Genomic DNA, 16,753 nt, shown 5'->3' on the forward strand with positions numbered 1-16,753 from the left:
ATGCCCGTATTCGGGCTGAAAGTGGCACCAGTATATACCTCTGACGCGCCCCGCAAGCCGTGGAACTTTCCTAATACTCTTTGCCGGTCACGCGGCTGCGGTAGCTTTCCCAGTCAAAAATGACGTACAGGCTGTTGCCGAGCTTCATGCGATCCATCACGCGCTCGCCCAGCAGGCGGGTCATCTCGTCAATATTGTGGTTAGTCAGCATCCCGGTGGGGCGCTTGGACGAGGAGCGGCGATCGACGATCTGGTTGATGATGACTTTTTCGTAGCGCGACTCGGTCTGCACGCCAATCTCGTCAATGACCAGCAAATCGACGTTGCTCAGATCGTTCAGCAGCTGCTCTTCGCTGGTTTCGCGGTTGCTGAAGGTGTCTTTCATCGCCGACATGATGTCGGCAACGGTAATGATCAGCACCGATTTCCCGCGCAGCAGCAGCTCGTTGCAGATGGCGGCGGCGAGGTGGTTCTTTCCGGTGCCGGGCTTGCCGCTGAAGATAAAGCTGGCGATGTTGTTATCGAACTCGTCGACGTACTGACGCGCGGCGGCCAGGGCGTTCATCTGTCCCTGGGTTTCAACCTTGTAGTTATCAAACGAGCAGTTCTGGTGCAGCGGGCGAATGCCCGAGCGGTTGAAGGTGCGCTGCATCTTCATGGCGCGGTTTTCGCGGGCGAGGGCGGCGGCGCGGATCTCCCCCTGCTCCTTTTGCCAGGCCAGCAGCTCTTCCCCGGTCGTAAAGGCCGGTTTGACGTTGGCTGGCATCATTTTTTGCAGACGTTTCATCAGGTCGCCGACGTTTTTCATTTCACACCTCGGAATCCGTTAGGGATCTGTTTGTCTGGTTCTGAAAACGCATTGATATCGCGTTTTGGCTGGCCGCCGTTGCTGGCGCGGCCGATCTGGATGCTGCGTGCGAGCTTTTGCTGCCACTGAATATGGTGGAACACTTTACCTTCCGCCTGCCAGTAGGCGGTAAACGCGGCCAGCTCTTCGGGCGTGACCGGCTGCGAAAGCGCAACGCCCCACAGGGCGGCCTGACGCTGGAAATCCGCATCCGGCTGCCAGCCCGCATACATGGGAAATTTGCCCATCGGCACGGCAATCGGGGCGTTGTCGGGTTCTTCGAAGAACTGGCTATCGAGCGTGACGTCGTTTACCGGGCGCGAAAGTCGCGCTTCGATCTCCAGAAGCCGGGCAAGACGTTCAGGCGTGATGGCATAAAACGCCGGAGCGTTATCCGCAAATACCGCGACGGTACCGCTTTCGGCGCTGTCGAGCACACCGCGGGGATCGCGCATAAAGGCATCAATGCCAGCAATGCTGGTGGTCAAAATTCTGGAGGACATAACGCTTTCTCTACTGGGTTACTACGGGCGTGATATGGGCTTATGGTAGCACAGAGAGGGGGAGGGGAAGGAGGGGATTTCCCCGGCAGCGCGATGCCTGCCGGGGGCGCTGTTATCAGGCGATAATGTTCAGCGTGACGTCGATATTGCCGCGTGTGGCGTTAGAGTAAGGGCACACGATGTGCGCCGCGTCCACCAGCTTTTTGGCTTCAGCCGGATCCATCCCTTCAACGTGAATGTTCAGCTTCGCTTCGATGCCAAAACCGGTCGGCAGCGGGCCGATACCCACTTCGCCTTCGATAAACGCGTCTTTAGGCAGAGTGAATTTGTCACGCGCGGCGACGAATTTCATCGCGCCCAGGAAGCAGGCAGAGTAGCCCGCCGCGAACAGCTGTTCCGGGTTGGTCACTTCGCCACCCATGCCGCCCATCTCTTTTGGCACACCGAGTTTGACGTCAAGAACGCCGTCGGAAGAGGTAGCGCGGCCGTCACGGCCTCCGGTGGCTTTGGCTTTGGCGGTATAAACAACTTTTTCTAAAGACATGGCAGGTTCCTCATCTTACGTTTATGTGCGCTATTAAATAGCGCGCGATTTATATAGGTATAAAAGAACGCGTAAAGTATAGCGTTACGCGCGTTGAAGCTGTTGTCGCAACAGGTCGAGCTGCTGTTTGAGCGCGGTCATGGTCGCGGTATCGCACTGTGCCGCACATCCTACGGCCTGCGGAATATCGACCGCCTGCTGTTGCAGACTGCGCCCCGCGTCGCTCAGGGTGACTACCACCTGACGCTCGTCCTTGCGGGAGCGATGGCGGTTAATCAGACCCGCGCTCTCCAGACGTTTCAGCAGCGGCGTGAGCGTTGCCGAATCCAGAAACAGACGTTCGCCGATCTCCGACACCGTTACGTCGTCCTGCTCCCACAGCACCAGCATCACCAGGTATTGCGGATAGGTCAGGTTCAGCGGTGCCAGCAGCTGCCGGTACAGCTTGTTAAGCGCCAGGTTTGCCGAGTACAGGGCAAAGCAAAGCTGGTTATCCAGCAGCAGCGCGGCGGTGGCGTCGTTCGTTTTTGCGTTCATAGGTTGAATATAGATAGTGCGCGATTTAATTGCAAGCGATTTTATGGGCAGGTGTAGCGAAGCGCGACCTGTACCGCCATTTTACGGTAGTGCTGGCGCTGGGCCTGTTCATCCGCACCGTCTTCGAACAGCAGCGTAAAGGTGTAGCTGTTGGCGACGTAGTGGAAGCTGAAGCTGCTGATCAGGCGATGGAGATCGCGCGCGTCGACCGTCTGGTTGAACAGCTGCTTCTCTTTGCCGCGCTGGAGGATGCCTTCAAGCAGCTCAAGCGCGCTGCGGTTAACCTGACGCAGGTAGCTCGACTGCTGCATAAAGCGGCCGCGCTGCATGTTCTCCATGCAGATGATGCGGATGTAGTCCGGGTGGTCGGCGTGATAGTCAAAGGTGGCTTCGACCAGCTCCACCAGGGCTTCCACCGGCGGCATTCCGGCCAGGCTTAACTGCTTTTCGCTGGCGCGGATTTGGGTATACACATACTCAAGCGCCAGAAGGTACAGGTTTTCTTTATTCTTGAAGTGGTACACCACCATCCGCTTGGTGGTCCCGGCTTTTTCGGCAATCTGCTCCATGCGCGCGCCGTTCAGCCCGTATTCGGCAAACAGGGCGATAGCGCTCTGGAAAATCTTATCCTTCAGGCTGGACTCTTCATTGTGATCGGGGGTTTCGCTGCTAGGGTTAGCCACTTCACGTCCTTATCTTCACCAAACGGAATTCAGCGATTATCACCATGGCAGCGGGAGAACACAAATCTCAAACGCGCGGGCGCTTGCGGTACAGCCATAATCCGGGGATTGAGAGGCCGATGGAGAGCGCCCCCACGATGGACGAGGCCTTAAGGAAATTGCTCAGCAGAAGGATCATCTGCGGCTCGCTGTAGCCGAAGTGGCTGATTTTGACGGCGGAAATCATCGCGGTGTAGGCCGAAATGCCGGGGAACATCGGGATCACCGCCGCCACGGTGAACACTTTCGGGTGCGCCAGATACCAGCGTGACCACTGGATGCCGATGCTGCCAACCAGCATGGAGGCCATGAAGGTCGACCATTCGATGTTAAACCCTGCGGTCATCATCACCATCCGCGAGCCGTGGCCGACGGCGCCCAGCAGCGCGCACCACGGCAGCGCACGCTGTGGAACGTTAAACACCATCGCAAACCCCACGGCCGGGATCGCCGCCAGCATCATGTCCTGGGCCAGCGCCAGCAGAAACTCAATCACGCCCATCCGCGTAACCCCCATAGCGTCATCGCCATCACCACGCCGATACAGGTCGCCAGCGTCAGCAGGCTGGCGATGGCCCATCGCGCGAGGCCGGTGTTGATGTGCCCTTTGAACATGTCGGCCACGGCGTTAATCAGCGGGAAGCCCGGCACCAGCAGCAGCACGCTGGCGGCCATGGCGACGGTCGGCGTCGCGGCGAACGCGGGCAGGCGCAGCAGCAGGCCCGACACCGTGGTCGCCACAAAGGCGGTAATACAGAAATTGATTTGCGGATGCAGCTGGCGGTGGGTCAGCAGCTGGCGAACGTACATGGCGAGACTGGCGGCGAAAAAGGTGATCAGCGCGCCGTCCCAGCCGCCGCTGTTGAGCTTGCAAAAACAGGCGCAGGACAGCCCGACCATCAGCACCACCAGCCAGCGCGGGTAGCGCAGCGGTTTGATTTGGCTGAAGCGCTTCTCGATATCCTTTAGATCCAGAAGCTTATGCTCCGCCAGAATCACGATATGCTGCACTTCGGTGACGACGTGCATATTGATGCCGCGATCGTGGTTTTTACGCGTTGAGGTCAGGCAGCGCCCGTCTTTAATGGTGGTGAGCACAATGGCGTTTGACGAGATGGCGCTCTCGACGCTGTCCATCCCCAGCGCCAGCCCCAGGCGGGTCGAGAGCTCTTCTACGAGCGCGCTTTCCGCCCCGTGCTGTAAAAGGAAGAGCCCGCACTGGATACACAGCCGCGTTACGGCTCGTTGCGTTGACTGATCTGCCTGCATGTTCGCCCTGAAAAGATGAGAGGTAACGGCCCGGAATGTTTACTTTTAGCACGAAGTGCAGGTCCGCTTGCTCTGGGTGAGATCAAGGATTTTGCAATCAGCGTCAGAGTAAATGACGCGGTTAAGTCGCGTTAATAATTAATTTGATGAATAATAAAATTTAAACTATTCGATATATATATTTAGTATTTCTAACTTTAAATTTTCATTATTTTAATGTTAACGTAATTAAAATTTATTGTCATTTATGAGATATTAGCCTTGTTTGGGGTAATTCTTAATTCTTCAAACTTTATCTTAATTTCTGCAATTAATTTTCTGCTTTCATTCAGTGGGTAATTAAAACCTGCCTGAATGCATTTGACATTTTTGAGTACAAAAGAAAGGATTCGGAGGACCTATGTTGCCAGCAAATGGTAAACACGGAGTTGTGATCAGTAAAATACCTGTAATGCAGTCTGGTCTGGGTAGCGTCATGGCGCGGAATTTCCCGGATTATGAGCTGACATTTTGCCGCTCCCTGCAAGAACTTACTCTGCTGCAACTGCGCAGAGCTGACGTTATTATTGCCGATATTTCAGGTGATTATCGAAACCCGCGAGGAACCCTCGAACAATATTACGGGTTATTAAATCAGTATCGCAGTATTCACTGGATATTTCTCGTTTCTCGACCGTTATATTCGAGCGCCGTTGAACTTCTTATGCGCCCCGAAACAACTTTACTGTCGGATATGGAACCGATTGAAGGTGTGGTAAGTGCGATTCGTGCTGGAAGTGAACGAGCTGAACGAATCAGTCAGACATTATTAACTCCGGATGCAGCGGAATTTGGCGAAAAGAGCGAACCCTTTATCGTACTGACCCATTCTGAACGTAAGGTACTGAGACTGCTGGGTAAAGGTTGGGGAATAAACCAAATTGCGACTCTGCTTAAGAAGAGCAATAAAACCATCAGCGCCCAGAAAAACAGTGCGATGCGCCGGTTATCGCTACGCAGCAATGCCGATATGTACGCATGGATCAGCAGTGCGCAGGGAATGAGAGAGCTGAGCTTAATGTCAGCGTATGGAGAGTTTGAAGAATGGAAAAGACCACTGCAACAAGACATATCGCCGTCATTGAAAATTGCTCAATGAGTGCGGTTGGGCTGGCACATCTTTTCGCCATGTCGCCGCTCAACCAGTACAAGCTGCACCTGTTTAGTCAGTTCGACAGCCTGAAAGCCGCGCTGCCTCACACATCTTTTTTCGCAGTGATCTATTCACTTTCAGATGCACGTGAAGAGCGCCGCAGCTGTTTATCCTGTATGCGCGAGCTTGCGCATACGCATAACGATATTCAGCGCATTGTGTTAGCGGCGGATGAAATGGAAGCAAAGCTGGTGAGCCATCTTTCGCCATCGCGTCTGCACGGCATCATGAACAAAGCCGTTTCGCTTACTCATCTTCGTGATGAGCTTTCAGCCTTGCTGAGTGAAACCCGGCGCGTGAATGACAACATGCTGAACCACTGGTATGTGAGCCAGAACCGGATGCTGAGTCCAACCGAACGGGCGATTTTGCGCTATATGTCGTTCGGGTACTCCATCCCTGAAATCGCGACGCAGCTTGAACGTAATATTAAAACCATCCGTGCGCATAAGTTTAACGCCATGGTGAAGCTGGGGGTGAATTCGGACGTGGGGCTGCTGGACGCGGCGGATCTTCTGACTCATCTCCCCGTTGGGGAAGCCCGCCGAAGTGCACTAACGGTTTCGGCGTTCTCGTAATCCCTTTTCGCGCGCCAGAGTCATTCTGGCGCCGCGATTAAATGCAGACATCCACCCATTTTGCTGACGTAAGCTCAGCCATTCTTTCTGGTGAAATCCGCACTGCGCTGTGGATAGCGCCCGCCGCGGGCAGCACTTCCGGGTACTGTTTCAACGAAATATCACAATAGACGGAAAGAGGATTTTCCAGCCCGAAAGGGCAGACGCCGCCGACAGGATGGCCCGTTATTGTCACCACTTCATCACTGCTCAGCATCCGCGCTTTCGCGCCGAATGTCTCTTTCAGCTTTTTGTTATCCAGACGCGCATCGCCTTTGGCCACCACCAGAATCACTTCGTTTTTGACCTTAAGCGATAGGGTTTTCGCAATTTGTCCCGGTTCGACCCGGTGAGCGGCAGCTGCCAGCGCTACGGTCGCGGTGCTTTGGTTAAGCTCAATCACTTCAATTTCTGGCGCGTTGTCGGCAAAAAACTGCTGTACAGACTGCAAACTCATTGTTTCCTCCTGACAAATATCCTGCGTAATCTGTCATAAGAAATTATGCTCTGTAAATATCTCTTAAGTAACAAATATCCCGCACGGCCGATTTCTGGATCGCCTTCACATTCACAGAAACCGGTTACAGTAACCGGTTGCAGAGCGTGGTGGAGAGATTAATACTGAGTACGTAACGTCCCCTGTATCCAATAATAAGAGCAAATTATGAAACCATTTCGTCTGAGCAGTACCGCTGGTACACGTCCCGGCAAGGTTGTGAAGCTGATTTTTGGAATAACGTACGGCGCGAAAACGCCTGACATAAACGTCTGACAGGAGATCCGCTATGTCTGCCAACCATGCTGCGTTTAATTTAATTTTCCGTTTTGTTGAGAATTACGTCAGCCCCATAGCCGGGCGTATCTCTTCCCAGCGTCACGTCATGGCTATTCGCGACGGATTTATTTCCGCCATGCCGTTCATGATTGTCGGCTCCTTCCTGTTAGTGTTTGCTTACCCTCCATTCTCGCCGGACACCACCTGGGGCTTCGCCCGCGCCTGGCTGGATATGGCGAAGCAGTTTGAGGGCCAAATCCTGACGCCGTTCGATATGACCATGGGCATCATGTCCATCTATATCTGTGCGGCCATTGCCTATAACCTCGGCAAACATTACGTCAAATCGCACCAGCTCGACCCCTTCATGTGCGCAATGCTGTCGCTGATGGCGTTTTTGCTGGTGGCAGCGCCCAAAACAAAAGGCACGCTGCCGGTCGATAGCCTGGGCGGAACGGGGATCTTTACCGCGATCCTGGTGGCGATTTACTGCGTTGAGATGATGCGTTTCCTGAAGGCGCACAATATCGGTATTCGCCTGCCTGACCAGGTGCCGCCGATGATCAAAAACTCCTTCGACCTGCTGATCCCTGTGCTGGTGGTGGTGCTGACGCTCTATCCGCTGAGCCTGCTGATCCAGTCTCAGTTCGGCATGCTGATCCCGCAGGCGATCATGTCCATCTTTAAGCCGCTGGTCTCTGCGGCGGATTCCCTGCCTGCAATCCTGCTGGCGGTGCTGATTGGTCACCTGCTGTGGTTTGCCGGCATTCACGGCGCGGCGATTGTCTCCGGGATGCTGCAAATGTTCTGGCTGACCAACCTGGGCATGAACCAGACCGCGCTGGCCGCCAGCCAGCCGCTGCCGCACATCTTTATGGAGGCGTTCTGGACGTTCTTCATTGTGATCGGCGGGTCGGGCGCCACGATGGGGCTGGTGTTCTGCTATCTGCGCAGCCGCTCCGCGCACCTGCGTTCCATCGGGCGTTTGAGCGTGGTGCCGAGCATTTTCAACATCAACGAACCGGTGATTTTCGGTACGCCAATCGTGATGAACCCGGTGTTCTTCATTCCGTTCCTGCTGGCGCCGATGGTGAACGCCGTGCTGGCGTGGGCGGCGATGAAGCTGGATCTGATTGGGCGCGTGATCTCCGTGGTGCCGTGGACTGCGCCTGCGCCGGTCGGGGCCGCCTGGGCGCTCGGCTGGGACTTCCGCGCCGCGGTGCTGGTGATCCTGCTGGCGCTGGTATCTGCCATCATCTACTACCCGTTCTTCAAGGTGTACGAGAAACAGCTGCTGGAGCAGGAAGCGGAAGAAGCACAGCGTAACGCGGAAGAGGAAAATCAGCAGGTAGCGTGAGTGGTGTGTGCCGGGTGGCGGCTTCGCCTTACCCGGCCTACGTTCTGAGGGTGTTGTAGGCCCGGTAAGCATCGCGCCACCGGGCAATTTCCCGCGCTATTTCAGCGTGCAATCCCCGCACTGCTGAACGTCCGGCAGGCGGTAGCGCTGACAGCAGGTGCGGCGAACCAGCAGCCCGTCGCGCGGTACGACGGTGCGGAACAGCGGGTTATCGCGGCCGTCTGAAAGCTGTTTAGCGAAGAAGCAGGACTGGCGCAGCGCATCGACCATCTCGTCGCCGAGCAGCGGTTTCATTTCGGTCAAATACCAGTGAATCAGGTAGCCGGTATTGCTCCAGATAAGCTTCCCGTTAATCTCGCCGGTCTTTTCAAGCGCCTCAACCACCGGGATCAGCGCGTGCGTCACAAGGCGCTCCATACGCTCCTGCGCGGTCAGGTGCTTTCCGTTCTTATCTTCCTGCACGTCGATCCAGAAGCAGGCGGCACGCCCGGTTTCGTGGAACTCAACGTGGAAATGCTCCGCAGAAAGATCCAGCATCGCCTCCTGCGTCAGCAGGGCCACCATCATCGGGGGGACCATCAGGCCGACATACCACTGCGCCCACAGGGAGAGCAGCGGCTTGTTCTCGCGCGCCATTGTGGGTTGATTGCGATAGATATGGTCGGAATAGGCGGCGAAGAGCGACTGCTGTTCGGCAGGCTGGCACCATTGCGCCAGCGTCATCGCCTGGTGCGGATGCGGCTCATCGAGCTTAATGAAATCCAGCAGGTGCGCGCGGGTTTCGGCGATTTTTTCCCGAATGGCGTCCGCAAGCGTCACGCTCCCCGTGGAGAGACTGGCTCGCCAGAGAATTGCGTCAGTTGCCTGTGCGGTTTGAGTAGCCATAGAATCGGATAGCAAATCTAAATGATAATGATTGCCAATCCTAACTATAGATAAAACCGATCGCAAGCCTTTTGTCGGGGAAGTGCGAGCGCGCCGCTACGCCGTGTGCAGCTCTTCGCTCAGCAGGATGTTGTTGCGCCCCATATGTTTGGCTTCGTACAGCGCCTTATCCGCTTTTTCCAGCGCCCCCTCCAGCTCGTCACCCTCGAAAATAGCAATGCCGATACTGATGGTGACGTTGGTGGCCACGCTTTCGTTAAACATGTGCGGGATCTTTAAATCGTACACTTTCTGGCGAATGCGCTCGGCCGTCTGACGGGCATGGTCGAGGGAAATGTTGGTCAGCAGCACCATAAACTCTTCGCCCCCGAAGCGGGCAACGATATCGCGCGAGCGCACCGCGTCGCGGATCGCCGCCGACACGCGGATCAGCGCCTGGTCGCCCATCATGTGGCCGTAGTGGTCGTTGTAGGCCTTAAAGTGGTCGATATCCAGCAGCATCACAAAGTGCTCGCCGTTATCCACCGGGGGGAGATTTTCCAGGCGGCTTTGCAGCCCCCGGCGGTTATACAGGCCGGTGAGCGGATCCATCATGCTGAGATCGGTCAGGGTTTCGCGCTCTTCAAGCAGGCGAGTAAGCAGATCCAGCGCGAAGTTGTCGTTTCGCCTTTGCAGTAGGGTGTTGATCCCAATCGCGACCATCGGCAGCGCGAAGGAATAGGCCATCCTCAGCCAGCTGTCATGCTGGCTCAGCGCCAGACAGACCGCAAACGCGGGCAGCGAATGCAGCGTAAAGGCTTTAATATTGCTGACGAACGACAGCGAGCCGATAAACAGCACCGTTAACAACGCCATGACCAGATAGGTGGAGGGATCGTGAGTAATTAATGAAAACTTGGAGCCGATTTGCCACGCCCACAGCAGGCCGAAGATCGTAGAAACGACCGGGATATTGATTTTGCGGGTTTTATTATTCCAGTGCCAGGCCAGCAGGCCAAGGCTGAGCGTCAAAATGGCGAATAAGGGGATCGATAACAGACGCACGGAATAGAGCGGGTTGGTTACCGAGAACAGTGATGATGCTGCATTCAGAAACAAGAATAAACGTAACGATAGCTGATATTTCTTGTCGACCAAAGACCGCCAGGATTGTGATGTCATAGTAGTGCGTTTTTAATATTTCTAATTAAAACAGACAAATAGGTGTTGGTTTGAAATAGTTACTGCTGCGTATCTAATAATAATTTTTTTGAAAAGCGTTAAAGCAGTTAACAGGTGTGCAATTTATCACCTTAAGAATTTTCTGTCATTACAGGAAAGGTAAAGCGGGGCAATTTTGATGGCGTAGTGCTGACAAATGATAATCTCTATCATATGATATTAGTTATCATTATCGATGCGAGAGAGAAAACCATGTTGAGCAAGGCGCTGGGAAGTGGTTGGGGTGTGTTGCTGCCCGGAACGATCGTTGCCGGTCTGATGTTTGCCGATATCTCTGTTGTCGTCTGGAAACTGATTATCGTGGCAGGGCTGCTGATGACGTCAGTCATGATCTGGCACAAGCAGTTGCGGCACTTTGTGCTGTTGCCATCATGCGTTGCGTTGGTCAGCGGAATGCTGGTGATACTAATGAGTTTGAAATAAACGGGAAGGGACTACGGGGAGAGTAATAAGATAATTGGTGCGAGGGGGGGGACTCGAACCCCCACATCCGTAAGGACACTAACACCTGAAGCTAGCGCGTCTACCAATTCCGCCACCTTCGCACAGTCATCTTATTTTTCGATATCGCCTCGTTGGTGCGAGGGGGGGGACTCGAACCCCCACATCCGTAAGGACACTAACACCTGAAGCTAGCGCGTCTACCAATTCCGCCACCTTCGCCCAGTGCGAGCAATATCTGTATGGTTGTTATGGTGCGAGGGGGGGGACTCGAACCCCCACATCCTAAGGACACTAACACCTGAAGCTAGCGCGTCTACCAATTCCGCCACCTTCGCATCATCGATACTAAAAGTATCGTAACCACGGAGGCGCATTCTAGATGTTTTCAGCTTTACGTCAACTGAAAAGTGAACACGACGCCTTGATTGCTGCAAAAATGGCCTATGGATGCGCCAGGCGAAGCCGGATGGCGCTTGCGCGTATCCGGCCTGGAGGATTGCAGATTACTTCTTAGCCTGACGGGTCATCACGGTGCGGTACACCTTAAAGCGTCCGGTCTGGGCGAGCACCTCGTGGAAGCCGAAGGTTTCGTCCAGCACTTTCGGGTACGGCAGGAAGGCGTTGGCAACGATACGCAGCTCGCCGCCGCTGTTCAGATGACGCACCGCGCCACGGATCAGGGTTTGCGCCGCTTCGAGGCTGGTTTCCATTCCGTCGTGGAACGGCGGGTTGGAGATAATTATGTCAAAGCGACCGGTGATGTCAGAGAAGACGTTGCTGGCGATCACCTCGCCTTCAACACCGTTCGCCGCAAGGGTCGCACGGCTGGCTTCGACCGCCGGGGCGCTCACGTCGCTCAGGGTCAGACGCACCTTCGGTGAATGGCTCGCCAGTACCGTTGCCAGCACGCCTGCGCCACAGCCGACGTCCAGCACCTTACCTTTGGTGTGCGGCGTCAGGGTGGAGAGCAGCAGCTTGCTGCCCACGTCCAGATCGTCGCGGCTGAACACGCCCGGCAGGGTTTTGATGGTCAGGCCGTCGAGCTGATATTCGCCCCAGTACGCCTCGGCGTTGAACTGCGCCTGCTTTTCCAGGCGACCGTGGTAAAGACCGCAGCGGCGGGCGCTGTCGACTTTGTTCAGCGGCGCGTACTGCTCCAGGATCTGCTCGGCGCTACGCACGCCGCTGCGGTTCTCTCCGACCACGAAGATTTCGCAGCCGACGGGCAGCAGGGAGAGCAGGTTCATCAGCTGGAACTGGGCTTCCGGCTTGTTCTTCGGCCAGTAGTAGATCAGCGTGTCGCAGTCGGCCACGTCGCTTTGCTCTGCCACCAGGCTAAAGCGGGCGCGCTCGCCCATCTGGCGGCTTAAGACCTGCCAGTGGTGGAAATACTGGGTATGGGCACGGCTTTGTGCGCACTCGAAACGCGCGGGCAGGTCATCCTGCATATCTCCGGCAAACAGAATACGGCTTTCTTCGAAATCATCACTGTGACGCAGCAAGACTTCACTTGCCGGGGTAAATGCAGACATGAATTGTTCCTCAATAAACTCAGGCGGGGATTATAGTAGGTAGATGGCGCACTTTCGACACATTTGCTATATTTGCGCGCCTGAGAGACAGGAGCTTTCCCTATGACAACCCGACGAGACTGGCAGTTGCAGCAGCTGGGCATTACCCAGTGGGCCTTGCGTCGCCCGACGGCGTTGCAGGGTGAAATCGCCATTGCTATCCCCGCGCACGTTCGCCTGGTGATGGTGGCGCAGGAGCTGCCTGCCCTGAATGAAGCCCTGGTAGGCGATGTGCTTCGCAGCCTGAAGCTGACGCCCGATCAGGTATTACAGCTGACGCCAGACCGCGTCGCGATGCTGCCCTCTGACAGCCGCTGCAACAGCTGGCGACTGGGAGAGGTGGACGAGGTTGCCCTTGCGGGAAGCCAGATCGGCTCGCCCGGCCTTGAAGAGCTAAAAGCTAACCCAAATGCGCGTCGCGCGCTGTGGCAACAAATCTGCAAATATGAACACGATTTCTTCCCTCACGACGAGTGATCTCACGACAGCGTTCGCCATCGAAACGCGCGCCCACGCCTTTCCGTGGAGCGAAAAGACCTTTGCCAGCAACCAGGGCGACCGTTATCTGAACTACCGCCTGGACGTGGACGACACCATGGCCGCGTTTGCTATCACGCAGGTCGTGCTGGACGAGGCAACGCTGTTTAACATCGCGGTTGATCCCGCGTACCAGCGTCGTGGCCTGGGAAGGGCGCTTCTGGAGTATTTAATTCGCGAGCTTGAAACCCGTGACGTTTTCACCCTGTGGCTGGAAGTCCGCGCGTCGAATGTCGCCGCCATCGCACTCTATGAAAGCTTAGGCTTCAACGAGGCGACCATTCGCCGTAACTACTATCCCACCGCAGAGGGGCGTGAAGACGCCATTATCATGGCTCTGCCGCTTGGATAACTAAAATAAGGTTGTAACGATGAAATGGGACTGGATTTTCTTTGATGCCGACGAAACGCTGTTTACGTTTGACTCGTTCGGTGGCCTACAGCGGATGTTTATGGATTATAGCGTGACCTTCACCGCTGAAGATTTTCAGGACTATCAGGCGGTTAACAAACCGCTGTGGGTGGATTACCAGAACGGTGCCATTTCCGCGTTACAGCTTCAGCATCAGCGTTTTGACCTCTGGGCGGACCGCCTGAAGGTGTCGCCGGGCGCGCTAAACGATGCCTTCCTGAACGCGATGGCCGAGATCTGTGCCCCGCTGCCGGGCGCGGTATCGCTGCTAAACGCCCTGAAAGGCAAGGCGAAGCTTGGGATCATCACCAACGGCTTTACCGCCTTACAGCAGATCCGCCTTGAACGCACCGGTCTGCGCGATCACTTTGACGCGCTGATTATTTCTGAAGAGGTCGGCGTACCGAAGCCGGATCCGCGCATTTTTGACTATGCGCTTGAACAGGCCGGAAACCCTGACCGCGACCGCGTGCTGATGGTCGGGGACACCGCCGAGTCCGATATTCTTGGCGGCATGAAATCCGGCCTGTCGACCGTCTGGCTGAACGCGCACGGTCGCGTGAAGCCGGAAGGCATTGAGCCGACCTGGACCGTCACGTCATTGAACGAACTGGAGCAGCTCCTGTGTAAACAATGATTGCCTGCCCCCTATTGATGGGTAAAATAGCCGCAATTTTGTATTCCATGATGCGTGGCGTGCTGCCGCGCTTATAAAAGAAGATTTAATTATGACGTTGTCTCCTTATCTGCAAGAGGTGGCCAAGCGCCGTACTTTTGCCATTATCTCTCACCCGGATGCCGGTAAAACGACCATCACCGAGAAGGTGTTACTGTTCGGACAGGCGATCCAGACCGCCGGTACCGTGAAGGGCCGTGGCTCCAGCCAGCACGCGAAGTCCGACTGGATGGAGATGGAAAAGCAGCGTGGGATCTCGATCACCACCTCCGTGATGCAGTTCCCGTATCACGACTGCCTGGTGAACCTGCTGGACACCCCGGGCCACGAAGACTTCTCCGAAGATACCTACCGCACCCTGACGGCGGTGGACTGCTGTCTGATGGTGATCGACGCTGCGAAAGGCGTTGAAGATCGTACCCGTAAGCTGATGGAAGTCACCCGTCTGCGCGACACGCCGATCCTCACCTTTATGAACAAACTCGACCGTGACATCCGCGACCCAATGGAGCTGATGGATGAAGTGGAAAACGAGCTGAAGATCGCCTGTGCGCCAATCACCTGGCCAATCGGCTGCGGTAAGCTGTTCAAGGGCGTGTACCACCTCTATAAAGACGAAACCTACCTGTACCAGACCGGTAAAGGCCACACCATTCAGGAAGTGCGTATCGTTAAAGGTCTGGATAACCCGGATCTGGACGTTGCCGTAGGCGAAGAGCTGGCCGCGCAGCTGCGTGACGAGCTGGAGCTGGTAAAAGGCGCGTCCCACGAGTTCGACAAGGAACTGTTCCTGGCGGGCGAAATTACTCCGGTCTTCTTCGGGACGGCGCTGGGTAACTTTGGCGTTGACCATATGCTCGACGGTCTGGTGGAGTGGGCGCCGCGCCCAATGCCGCGTAAAACCGATACCCGTGAAGTTGACGCGCAGGAAGAGAAATTCACCGGCTTCGTCTTCAAAATTCAGGCCAACATGGACCCGAAACACCGCGACCGCGTGGCCTTTATGCGCGTCGTCTCCGGCAAATACGAAAAGGGCATGAAGCTGCGCCAGGTGCGTATTGGTAAAGACGTGGTGATCTCCGACGCGCTGACCTTTATGGCGGGTGACCGTTCGCACGTTGAAGAAGCCTATCCGGGCGACATCATCGGGCTGCACAACCACGGCACCATCCAGATTGGCGACACCTTCACTCAGGGCGAGATGATGAAGTTCACCGGTATTCCGAACTTCGCGCCGGAGCTGTTCCGTCGTATTCGTCTGCGCGATCCGCTTAAGCAGAAGCAGCTGCTGAAAGGGCTGGTCCAGCTTTCCGAAGAGGGCGCTGTGCAGGTGTTCCGTCCAATCGCCAACAACGATCTGATCGTTGGCGCGGTGGGTGTGTTGCAGTTCGACGTGGTGGTTGCGCGCCTTAAGAGCGAATACAACGTGGAAGCGATTTACGAATCGGTCAACGTCGCGACCGCGCGCTGGGTTGAATGTTCAGACGTGAAGAAATTCGAAGAGTTTAAGCGTAAGAACGAAATCCAGCTGGCGCTGGACGGCGGCGACAACCTGACTTACATCGCCCCAACCATGGTTAACCTGAACCTGACGCAGGAACGCTATCCTGACGTGCAGTTCCGCAAAACCCGCGAGCACTAATCCCCTCTCAGAGCACGGCTCCCGCCGTGCTCTTCTTTTATTCCTGTCTTATTAATCCCTTGCGGAATGTTCTTAATTCAACGCTTTTTCGCGTCATTTGCTCGTTTTTTGCCCGATTCTGAAAGCGGCACCGTGAGAGTGATCTATATTTAACTCAGTGTTTAGCACCGGGCGTGGACGAATTAACTGTTCAATGCATGGATTTAGATTCTCCACTTTGCCCGTGTGTTTATTCGCAACATAAAAAACTAGTTATTAAGGAAGTTTGTCGCCCGAATGCCGGGCAAAACACAGGAATACATCGATGAATATGACAAGACTGAAGATTTCTAAAACCTTGCTGGCTGTAACCCTGGGCAGTGTTCTGGTAAGCGGTTCTGCGTTCGCAGAAACCACCACCACGGACAAAGCGCAATCCACGGCAAACACCGCAGGGGATAAAATCGATAGCTCTATGAATAAAGTCGGTAATTTCATGGACGACAGCTCTATCACAGCAAAAGTGAAAGCCGCCCTGGTGGATGACGAAAACATCAAGAGCACCGACATCTCTGTAAAAACTGACAAGAAAGTGGTCACCCTGAGCGGCTTCGTTGAAAGCCAGACCCAGGCAGAGCAGGCCGTGAAAGTGGCCAAAGGTGTGGAAGGCGTAGCCTCCGTTAGCGATAAACTGCACGTACGTGACGGTAAAAACGCGTCGGTGAAAGGTTATGCCGGTGATGCAGCAACCACCAGCGAAATCAAAGCTAAACTGTTAGCAGATGACGTTGTGCCATCGCGCAAAGTAAAAGTTGAAACCACCGACGGCGTAGTACAGCTCTCCGGTACGGTTGATTCTCAGGCGCAAGTGGAACGTGCGGAATCCATTGCCAAAGCCATTGATGGCGTGAAAAGCGTTAAAAACGATCTGAAAGTGAAATAAATCCACACAATTCGCCCATCTGGCTGAGGCCTGTGGGCGAAATAAGAACTACACCTGGAAAAACGCCGGTGAGTCGCCTG

The 16,753-nt window shown here is 55.2% G+C and carries 20 protein-coding genes and 3 tRNA genes; 9 read left to right on the plus strand and 14 right to left on the minus strand.

The features are described 5' to 3' along the window. Window positions 1-70: 70 nt before the first annotated feature. The 7 genes from dnaC to ACSVHP_RS03420 all read right to left on the minus strand — a co-directional run bounded on the left by dnaC (window position 71) and on the right by ACSVHP_RS03420 (window position 4,422). On the minus strand, window positions 71-808 hold the full coding sequence (gene dnaC, locus ACSVHP_RS03390) for a DNA replication protein DnaC (protein WP_234673816.1): 738 nt from the start codon (window positions 806-808) through the stop codon (window positions 71-73). Continuing rightward, on the minus strand, window positions 805-1,350 hold the full coding sequence (gene dnaT / locus ACSVHP_RS03395) for a primosomal protein DnaT (RefSeq protein WP_417313907.1): 546 nt from the start codon (window positions 1,348-1,350) through the stop codon (window positions 805-807). Before dnaT ends, dnaC begins: the two co-directional genes overlap by 4 nt. 115 nt (window positions 1,351-1,465) lie before the next feature. Beyond that, the gene (locus ACSVHP_RS03400; protein WP_023310299.1) at window positions 1,466-1,894 is read right to left on the minus strand and encodes an organic hydroperoxide resistance protein; all 429 of its coding nucleotides are present in this window, start codon (window positions 1,892-1,894) and stop codon (window positions 1,466-1,468) included. 84 nt (window positions 1,895-1,978) lie between these two features. After that, complete coding sequence (locus ACSVHP_RS03405; protein ID WP_447551000.1) at window positions 1,979-2,431, minus strand: MarR family winged helix-turn-helix transcriptional regulator; 453 nt, start codon at window positions 2,429-2,431, stop codon at window positions 1,979-1,981. Window positions 2,432-2,472: 41 nt separating this feature from the next. Beyond that, window positions 2,473-3,114: a TetR family transcriptional regulator gene (locus ACSVHP_RS03410; RefSeq protein ID WP_447551001.1), complete on the minus strand. Its 642-nt coding sequence runs from the start codon at window positions 3,112-3,114 to the stop codon at window positions 2,473-2,475. 67 nt (window positions 3,115-3,181) lie between these two features. Next, complete coding sequence (locus tag ACSVHP_RS03415; protein ID WP_234673903.1) at window positions 3,182-3,655, minus strand: threonine/serine exporter; 474 nt, start codon at window positions 3,653-3,655, stop codon at window positions 3,182-3,184. Next, on the minus strand, window positions 3,646-4,422 hold the full coding sequence (locus ACSVHP_RS03420; RefSeq protein WP_447551002.1) for a threonine/serine ThrE exporter family protein: 777 nt from the start codon (window positions 4,420-4,422) through the stop codon (window positions 3,646-3,648). Before ACSVHP_RS03420 ends, ACSVHP_RS03415 begins: the two co-directional genes overlap by 10 nt. Before the next feature lie 400 nt (window positions 4,423-4,822). Here ACSVHP_RS03420 and ACSVHP_RS03425 point away from each other — a divergent pair, with 400 nt between their 5' ends. Both ACSVHP_RS03425 and bglJ read left to right on the plus strand, forming a co-directional pair. After that, window positions 4,823-5,560, plus strand: a complete 738-nt coding sequence (locus ACSVHP_RS03425; protein WP_234673822.1) for a LuxR C-terminal-related transcriptional regulator — start codon at window positions 4,823-4,825, stop codon at window positions 5,558-5,560. Further along, on the plus strand, window positions 5,557-6,192 hold the full coding sequence (gene bglJ / locus ACSVHP_RS03430) for a DNA-binding transcriptional activator BglJ (RefSeq protein ID WP_234673904.1): 636 nt from the start codon (window positions 5,557-5,559) through the stop codon (window positions 6,190-6,192). The genes ACSVHP_RS03425 and bglJ overlap by 4 nt, the downstream gene beginning before the upstream one ends. Before the next feature lie 37 nt (window positions 6,193-6,229). Here bglJ and ACSVHP_RS03435 read toward each other — a convergent pair whose 3' ends face one another. Next, window positions 6,230-6,688: a YbaK/EbsC family protein gene (locus ACSVHP_RS03435; protein ID WP_234673823.1), complete on the minus strand. Its 459-nt coding sequence runs from the start codon at window positions 6,686-6,688 to the stop codon at window positions 6,230-6,232. Window positions 6,689-7,016: 328 nt separating this feature from the next. Here ACSVHP_RS03435 and ACSVHP_RS03440 point away from each other — a divergent pair, with 328 nt between their 5' ends. After that, complete coding sequence (locus tag ACSVHP_RS03440) at window positions 7,017-8,363, plus strand: PTS sugar transporter subunit IIC (protein WP_234673824.1); 1,347 nt, start codon at window positions 7,017-7,019, stop codon at window positions 8,361-8,363. A 96-nt stretch (window positions 8,364-8,459) separates the two neighbouring features. Here the strand turns inward: ACSVHP_RS03440 and fhuF are convergent, their stop codons facing one another. Beyond that, window positions 8,460-9,248, minus strand: a complete 789-nt coding sequence (gene fhuF, locus ACSVHP_RS03445; RefSeq protein WP_447551003.1) for a siderophore-iron reductase FhuF — start codon at window positions 9,246-9,248, stop codon at window positions 8,460-8,462. Between the two features lie 96 nt (window positions 9,249-9,344). Next, window positions 9,345-10,409: a GGDEF domain-containing protein gene (locus ACSVHP_RS03450; protein WP_417316147.1), complete on the minus strand. Its 1,065-nt coding sequence runs from the start codon at window positions 10,407-10,409 to the stop codon at window positions 9,345-9,347. A gap of 213 nt (window positions 10,410-10,622) precedes the next feature. Here ACSVHP_RS03450 and ACSVHP_RS03455 point away from each other — a divergent pair, with 213 nt between their 5' ends. Continuing rightward, window positions 10,623-10,892, plus strand: coding sequence for a DUF1435 domain-containing protein (locus ACSVHP_RS03455; RefSeq protein WP_234673905.1), 270 nt, complete (start codon window positions 10,623-10,625; stop codon window positions 10,890-10,892). Between the two features lie 35 nt (window positions 10,893-10,927). Here the strand turns inward: ACSVHP_RS03455 and ACSVHP_RS03460 are convergent. From ACSVHP_RS03460 to rsmC, 4 genes are all read right to left on the minus strand, one after another. Next, a tRNA-Leu gene (locus tag ACSVHP_RS03460) sits at window positions 10,928-11,014 on the minus strand. Window positions 11,015-11,045: 31 nt separating this feature from the next. After that, a tRNA-Leu gene (locus ACSVHP_RS03465) sits at window positions 11,046-11,132 on the minus strand. A 30-nt stretch (window positions 11,133-11,162) separates the two neighbouring features. Beyond that, window positions 11,163-11,248, minus strand: a tRNA-Leu gene (locus ACSVHP_RS03470). A gap of 168 nt (window positions 11,249-11,416) precedes the next feature. After that, window positions 11,417-12,445 (minus strand): 16S rRNA (guanine(1207)-N(2))-methyltransferase RsmC, encoded by a 1,029-nt coding sequence (rsmC, locus tag ACSVHP_RS03475; protein ID WP_447551004.1) that lies wholly within the window; start codon window positions 12,443-12,445, stop codon window positions 11,417-11,419. Window positions 12,446-12,547: 102 nt separating this feature from the next. On the opposite strand from rsmC, the gene ACSVHP_RS03480 reads away from it, so the two are divergent. From ACSVHP_RS03480 to osmY, 5 genes are all read left to right on the plus strand, one after another. Then, the gene (locus ACSVHP_RS03480) at window positions 12,548-12,961 is read left to right on the plus strand and encodes a DNA polymerase III subunit psi (RefSeq protein WP_417316151.1); all 414 of its coding nucleotides are present in this window, start codon (window positions 12,548-12,550) and stop codon (window positions 12,959-12,961) included. Beyond that, window positions 12,930-13,373 (plus strand): ribosomal protein S18-alanine N-acetyltransferase, encoded by a 444-nt coding sequence (gene rimI, locus ACSVHP_RS03485; RefSeq protein WP_417316153.1) that lies wholly within the window; start codon window positions 12,930-12,932, stop codon window positions 13,371-13,373. The genes ACSVHP_RS03480 and rimI overlap by 32 nt, the downstream gene beginning before the upstream one ends. A gap of 19 nt (window positions 13,374-13,392) precedes the next feature. After that, window positions 13,393-14,070, plus strand: a complete 678-nt coding sequence (gene yjjG, locus ACSVHP_RS03490) for a pyrimidine 5'-nucleotidase (RefSeq protein WP_234673830.1) — start codon at window positions 13,393-13,395, stop codon at window positions 14,068-14,070. A 91-nt stretch (window positions 14,071-14,161) separates the two neighbouring features. Further along, complete coding sequence (gene prfC, locus ACSVHP_RS03495; protein ID WP_234673831.1) at window positions 14,162-15,751, plus strand: peptide chain release factor 3; 1,590 nt, start codon at window positions 14,162-14,164, stop codon at window positions 15,749-15,751. Between the two features lie 304 nt (window positions 15,752-16,055). After that, window positions 16,056-16,673: a molecular chaperone OsmY gene (gene osmY / locus ACSVHP_RS03500; protein ID WP_447551005.1), complete on the plus strand. Its 618-nt coding sequence runs from the start codon at window positions 16,056-16,058 to the stop codon at window positions 16,671-16,673. The last annotated feature ends 80 nt before the right edge of the window (window positions 16,674-16,753 follow it).

It is taken from the genome of Enterobacter sp. 186315, assembly GCF_053290175.1.

What these genes read in the sequence shown, in the direction of transcription:
- osmY (WP_447551005.1), top strand. Translation starts at nt 16,056, where the DNA reads ATGAATATGACAAGACTGAAGATTTCTAAAACCTTGCTGGCTGTAACC.
- ACSVHP_RS03415 (WP_234673903.1), bottom strand. Translation starts at nt 3,655, where the DNA reads ATGGGCGTGATTGAGTTTCTGCTGGCGCTGGCCCAGGACATGATGCTG.
- prfC (WP_234673831.1), top strand. Translation starts at nt 14,162, where the DNA reads ATGACGTTGTCTCCTTATCTGCAAGAGGTGGCCAAGCGCCGTACTTTT.
- fhuF (WP_447551003.1), bottom strand. Translation starts at nt 9,248, where the DNA reads ATGGCTACTCAAACCGCACAGGCAACTGACGCAATTCTCTGGCGAGCC.
- ACSVHP_RS03450 (WP_417316147.1), bottom strand. Translation starts at nt 10,409, where the DNA reads ATGACATCACAATCCTGGCGGTCTTTGGTCGACAAGAAATATCAGCTA.
- ACSVHP_RS03420 (WP_447551002.1), bottom strand. Translation starts at nt 4,422, where the DNA reads ATGCAGGCAGATCAGTCAACGCAACGAGCCGTAACGCGGCTGTGTATC.
- rsmC (WP_447551004.1), bottom strand. Translation starts at nt 12,445, where the DNA reads ATGTCTGCATTTACCCCGGCAAGTGAAGTCTTGCTGCGTCACAGTGAT.
- dnaC (WP_234673816.1), bottom strand. Translation starts at nt 808, where the DNA reads ATGAAAAACGTCGGCGACCTGATGAAACGTCTGCAAAAAATGATGCCA.
- ACSVHP_RS03405 (WP_447551000.1), bottom strand. Translation starts at nt 2,431, where the DNA reads ATGAACGCAAAAACGAACGACGCCACCGCCGCGCTGCTGCTGGATAAC.
- ACSVHP_RS03425 (WP_234673822.1), top strand. Translation starts at nt 4,823, where the DNA reads ATGTTGCCAGCAAATGGTAAACACGGAGTTGTGATCAGTAAAATACCT.
- ACSVHP_RS03480 (WP_417316151.1), top strand. Translation starts at nt 12,548, where the DNA reads ATGACAACCCGACGAGACTGGCAGTTGCAGCAGCTGGGCATTACCCAG.
- rimI (WP_417316153.1), top strand. Translation starts at nt 12,930, where the DNA reads ATGAACACGATTTCTTCCCTCACGACGAGTGATCTCACGACAGCGTTC.
- bglJ (WP_234673904.1), top strand. Translation starts at nt 5,557, where the DNA reads ATGAGTGCGGTTGGGCTGGCACATCTTTTCGCCATGTCGCCGCTCAAC.
- yjjG (WP_234673830.1), top strand. Translation starts at nt 13,393, where the DNA reads ATGAAATGGGACTGGATTTTCTTTGATGCCGACGAAACGCTGTTTACG.
- ACSVHP_RS03435 (WP_234673823.1), bottom strand. Translation starts at nt 6,688, where the DNA reads ATGAGTTTGCAGTCTGTACAGCAGTTTTTTGCCGACAACGCGCCAGAA.
- ACSVHP_RS03455 (WP_234673905.1), top strand. Translation starts at nt 10,623, where the DNA reads ATGATATTAGTTATCATTATCGATGCGAGAGAGAAAACCATGTTGAGC.
- ACSVHP_RS03440 (WP_234673824.1), top strand. Translation starts at nt 7,017, where the DNA reads ATGTCTGCCAACCATGCTGCGTTTAATTTAATTTTCCGTTTTGTTGAG.
- ACSVHP_RS03400 (WP_023310299.1), bottom strand. Translation starts at nt 1,894, where the DNA reads ATGTCTTTAGAAAAAGTTGTTTATACCGCCAAAGCCAAAGCCACCGGA.
- dnaT (WP_417313907.1), bottom strand. Translation starts at nt 1,350, where the DNA reads ATGTCCTCCAGAATTTTGACCACCAGCATTGCTGGCATTGATGCCTTT.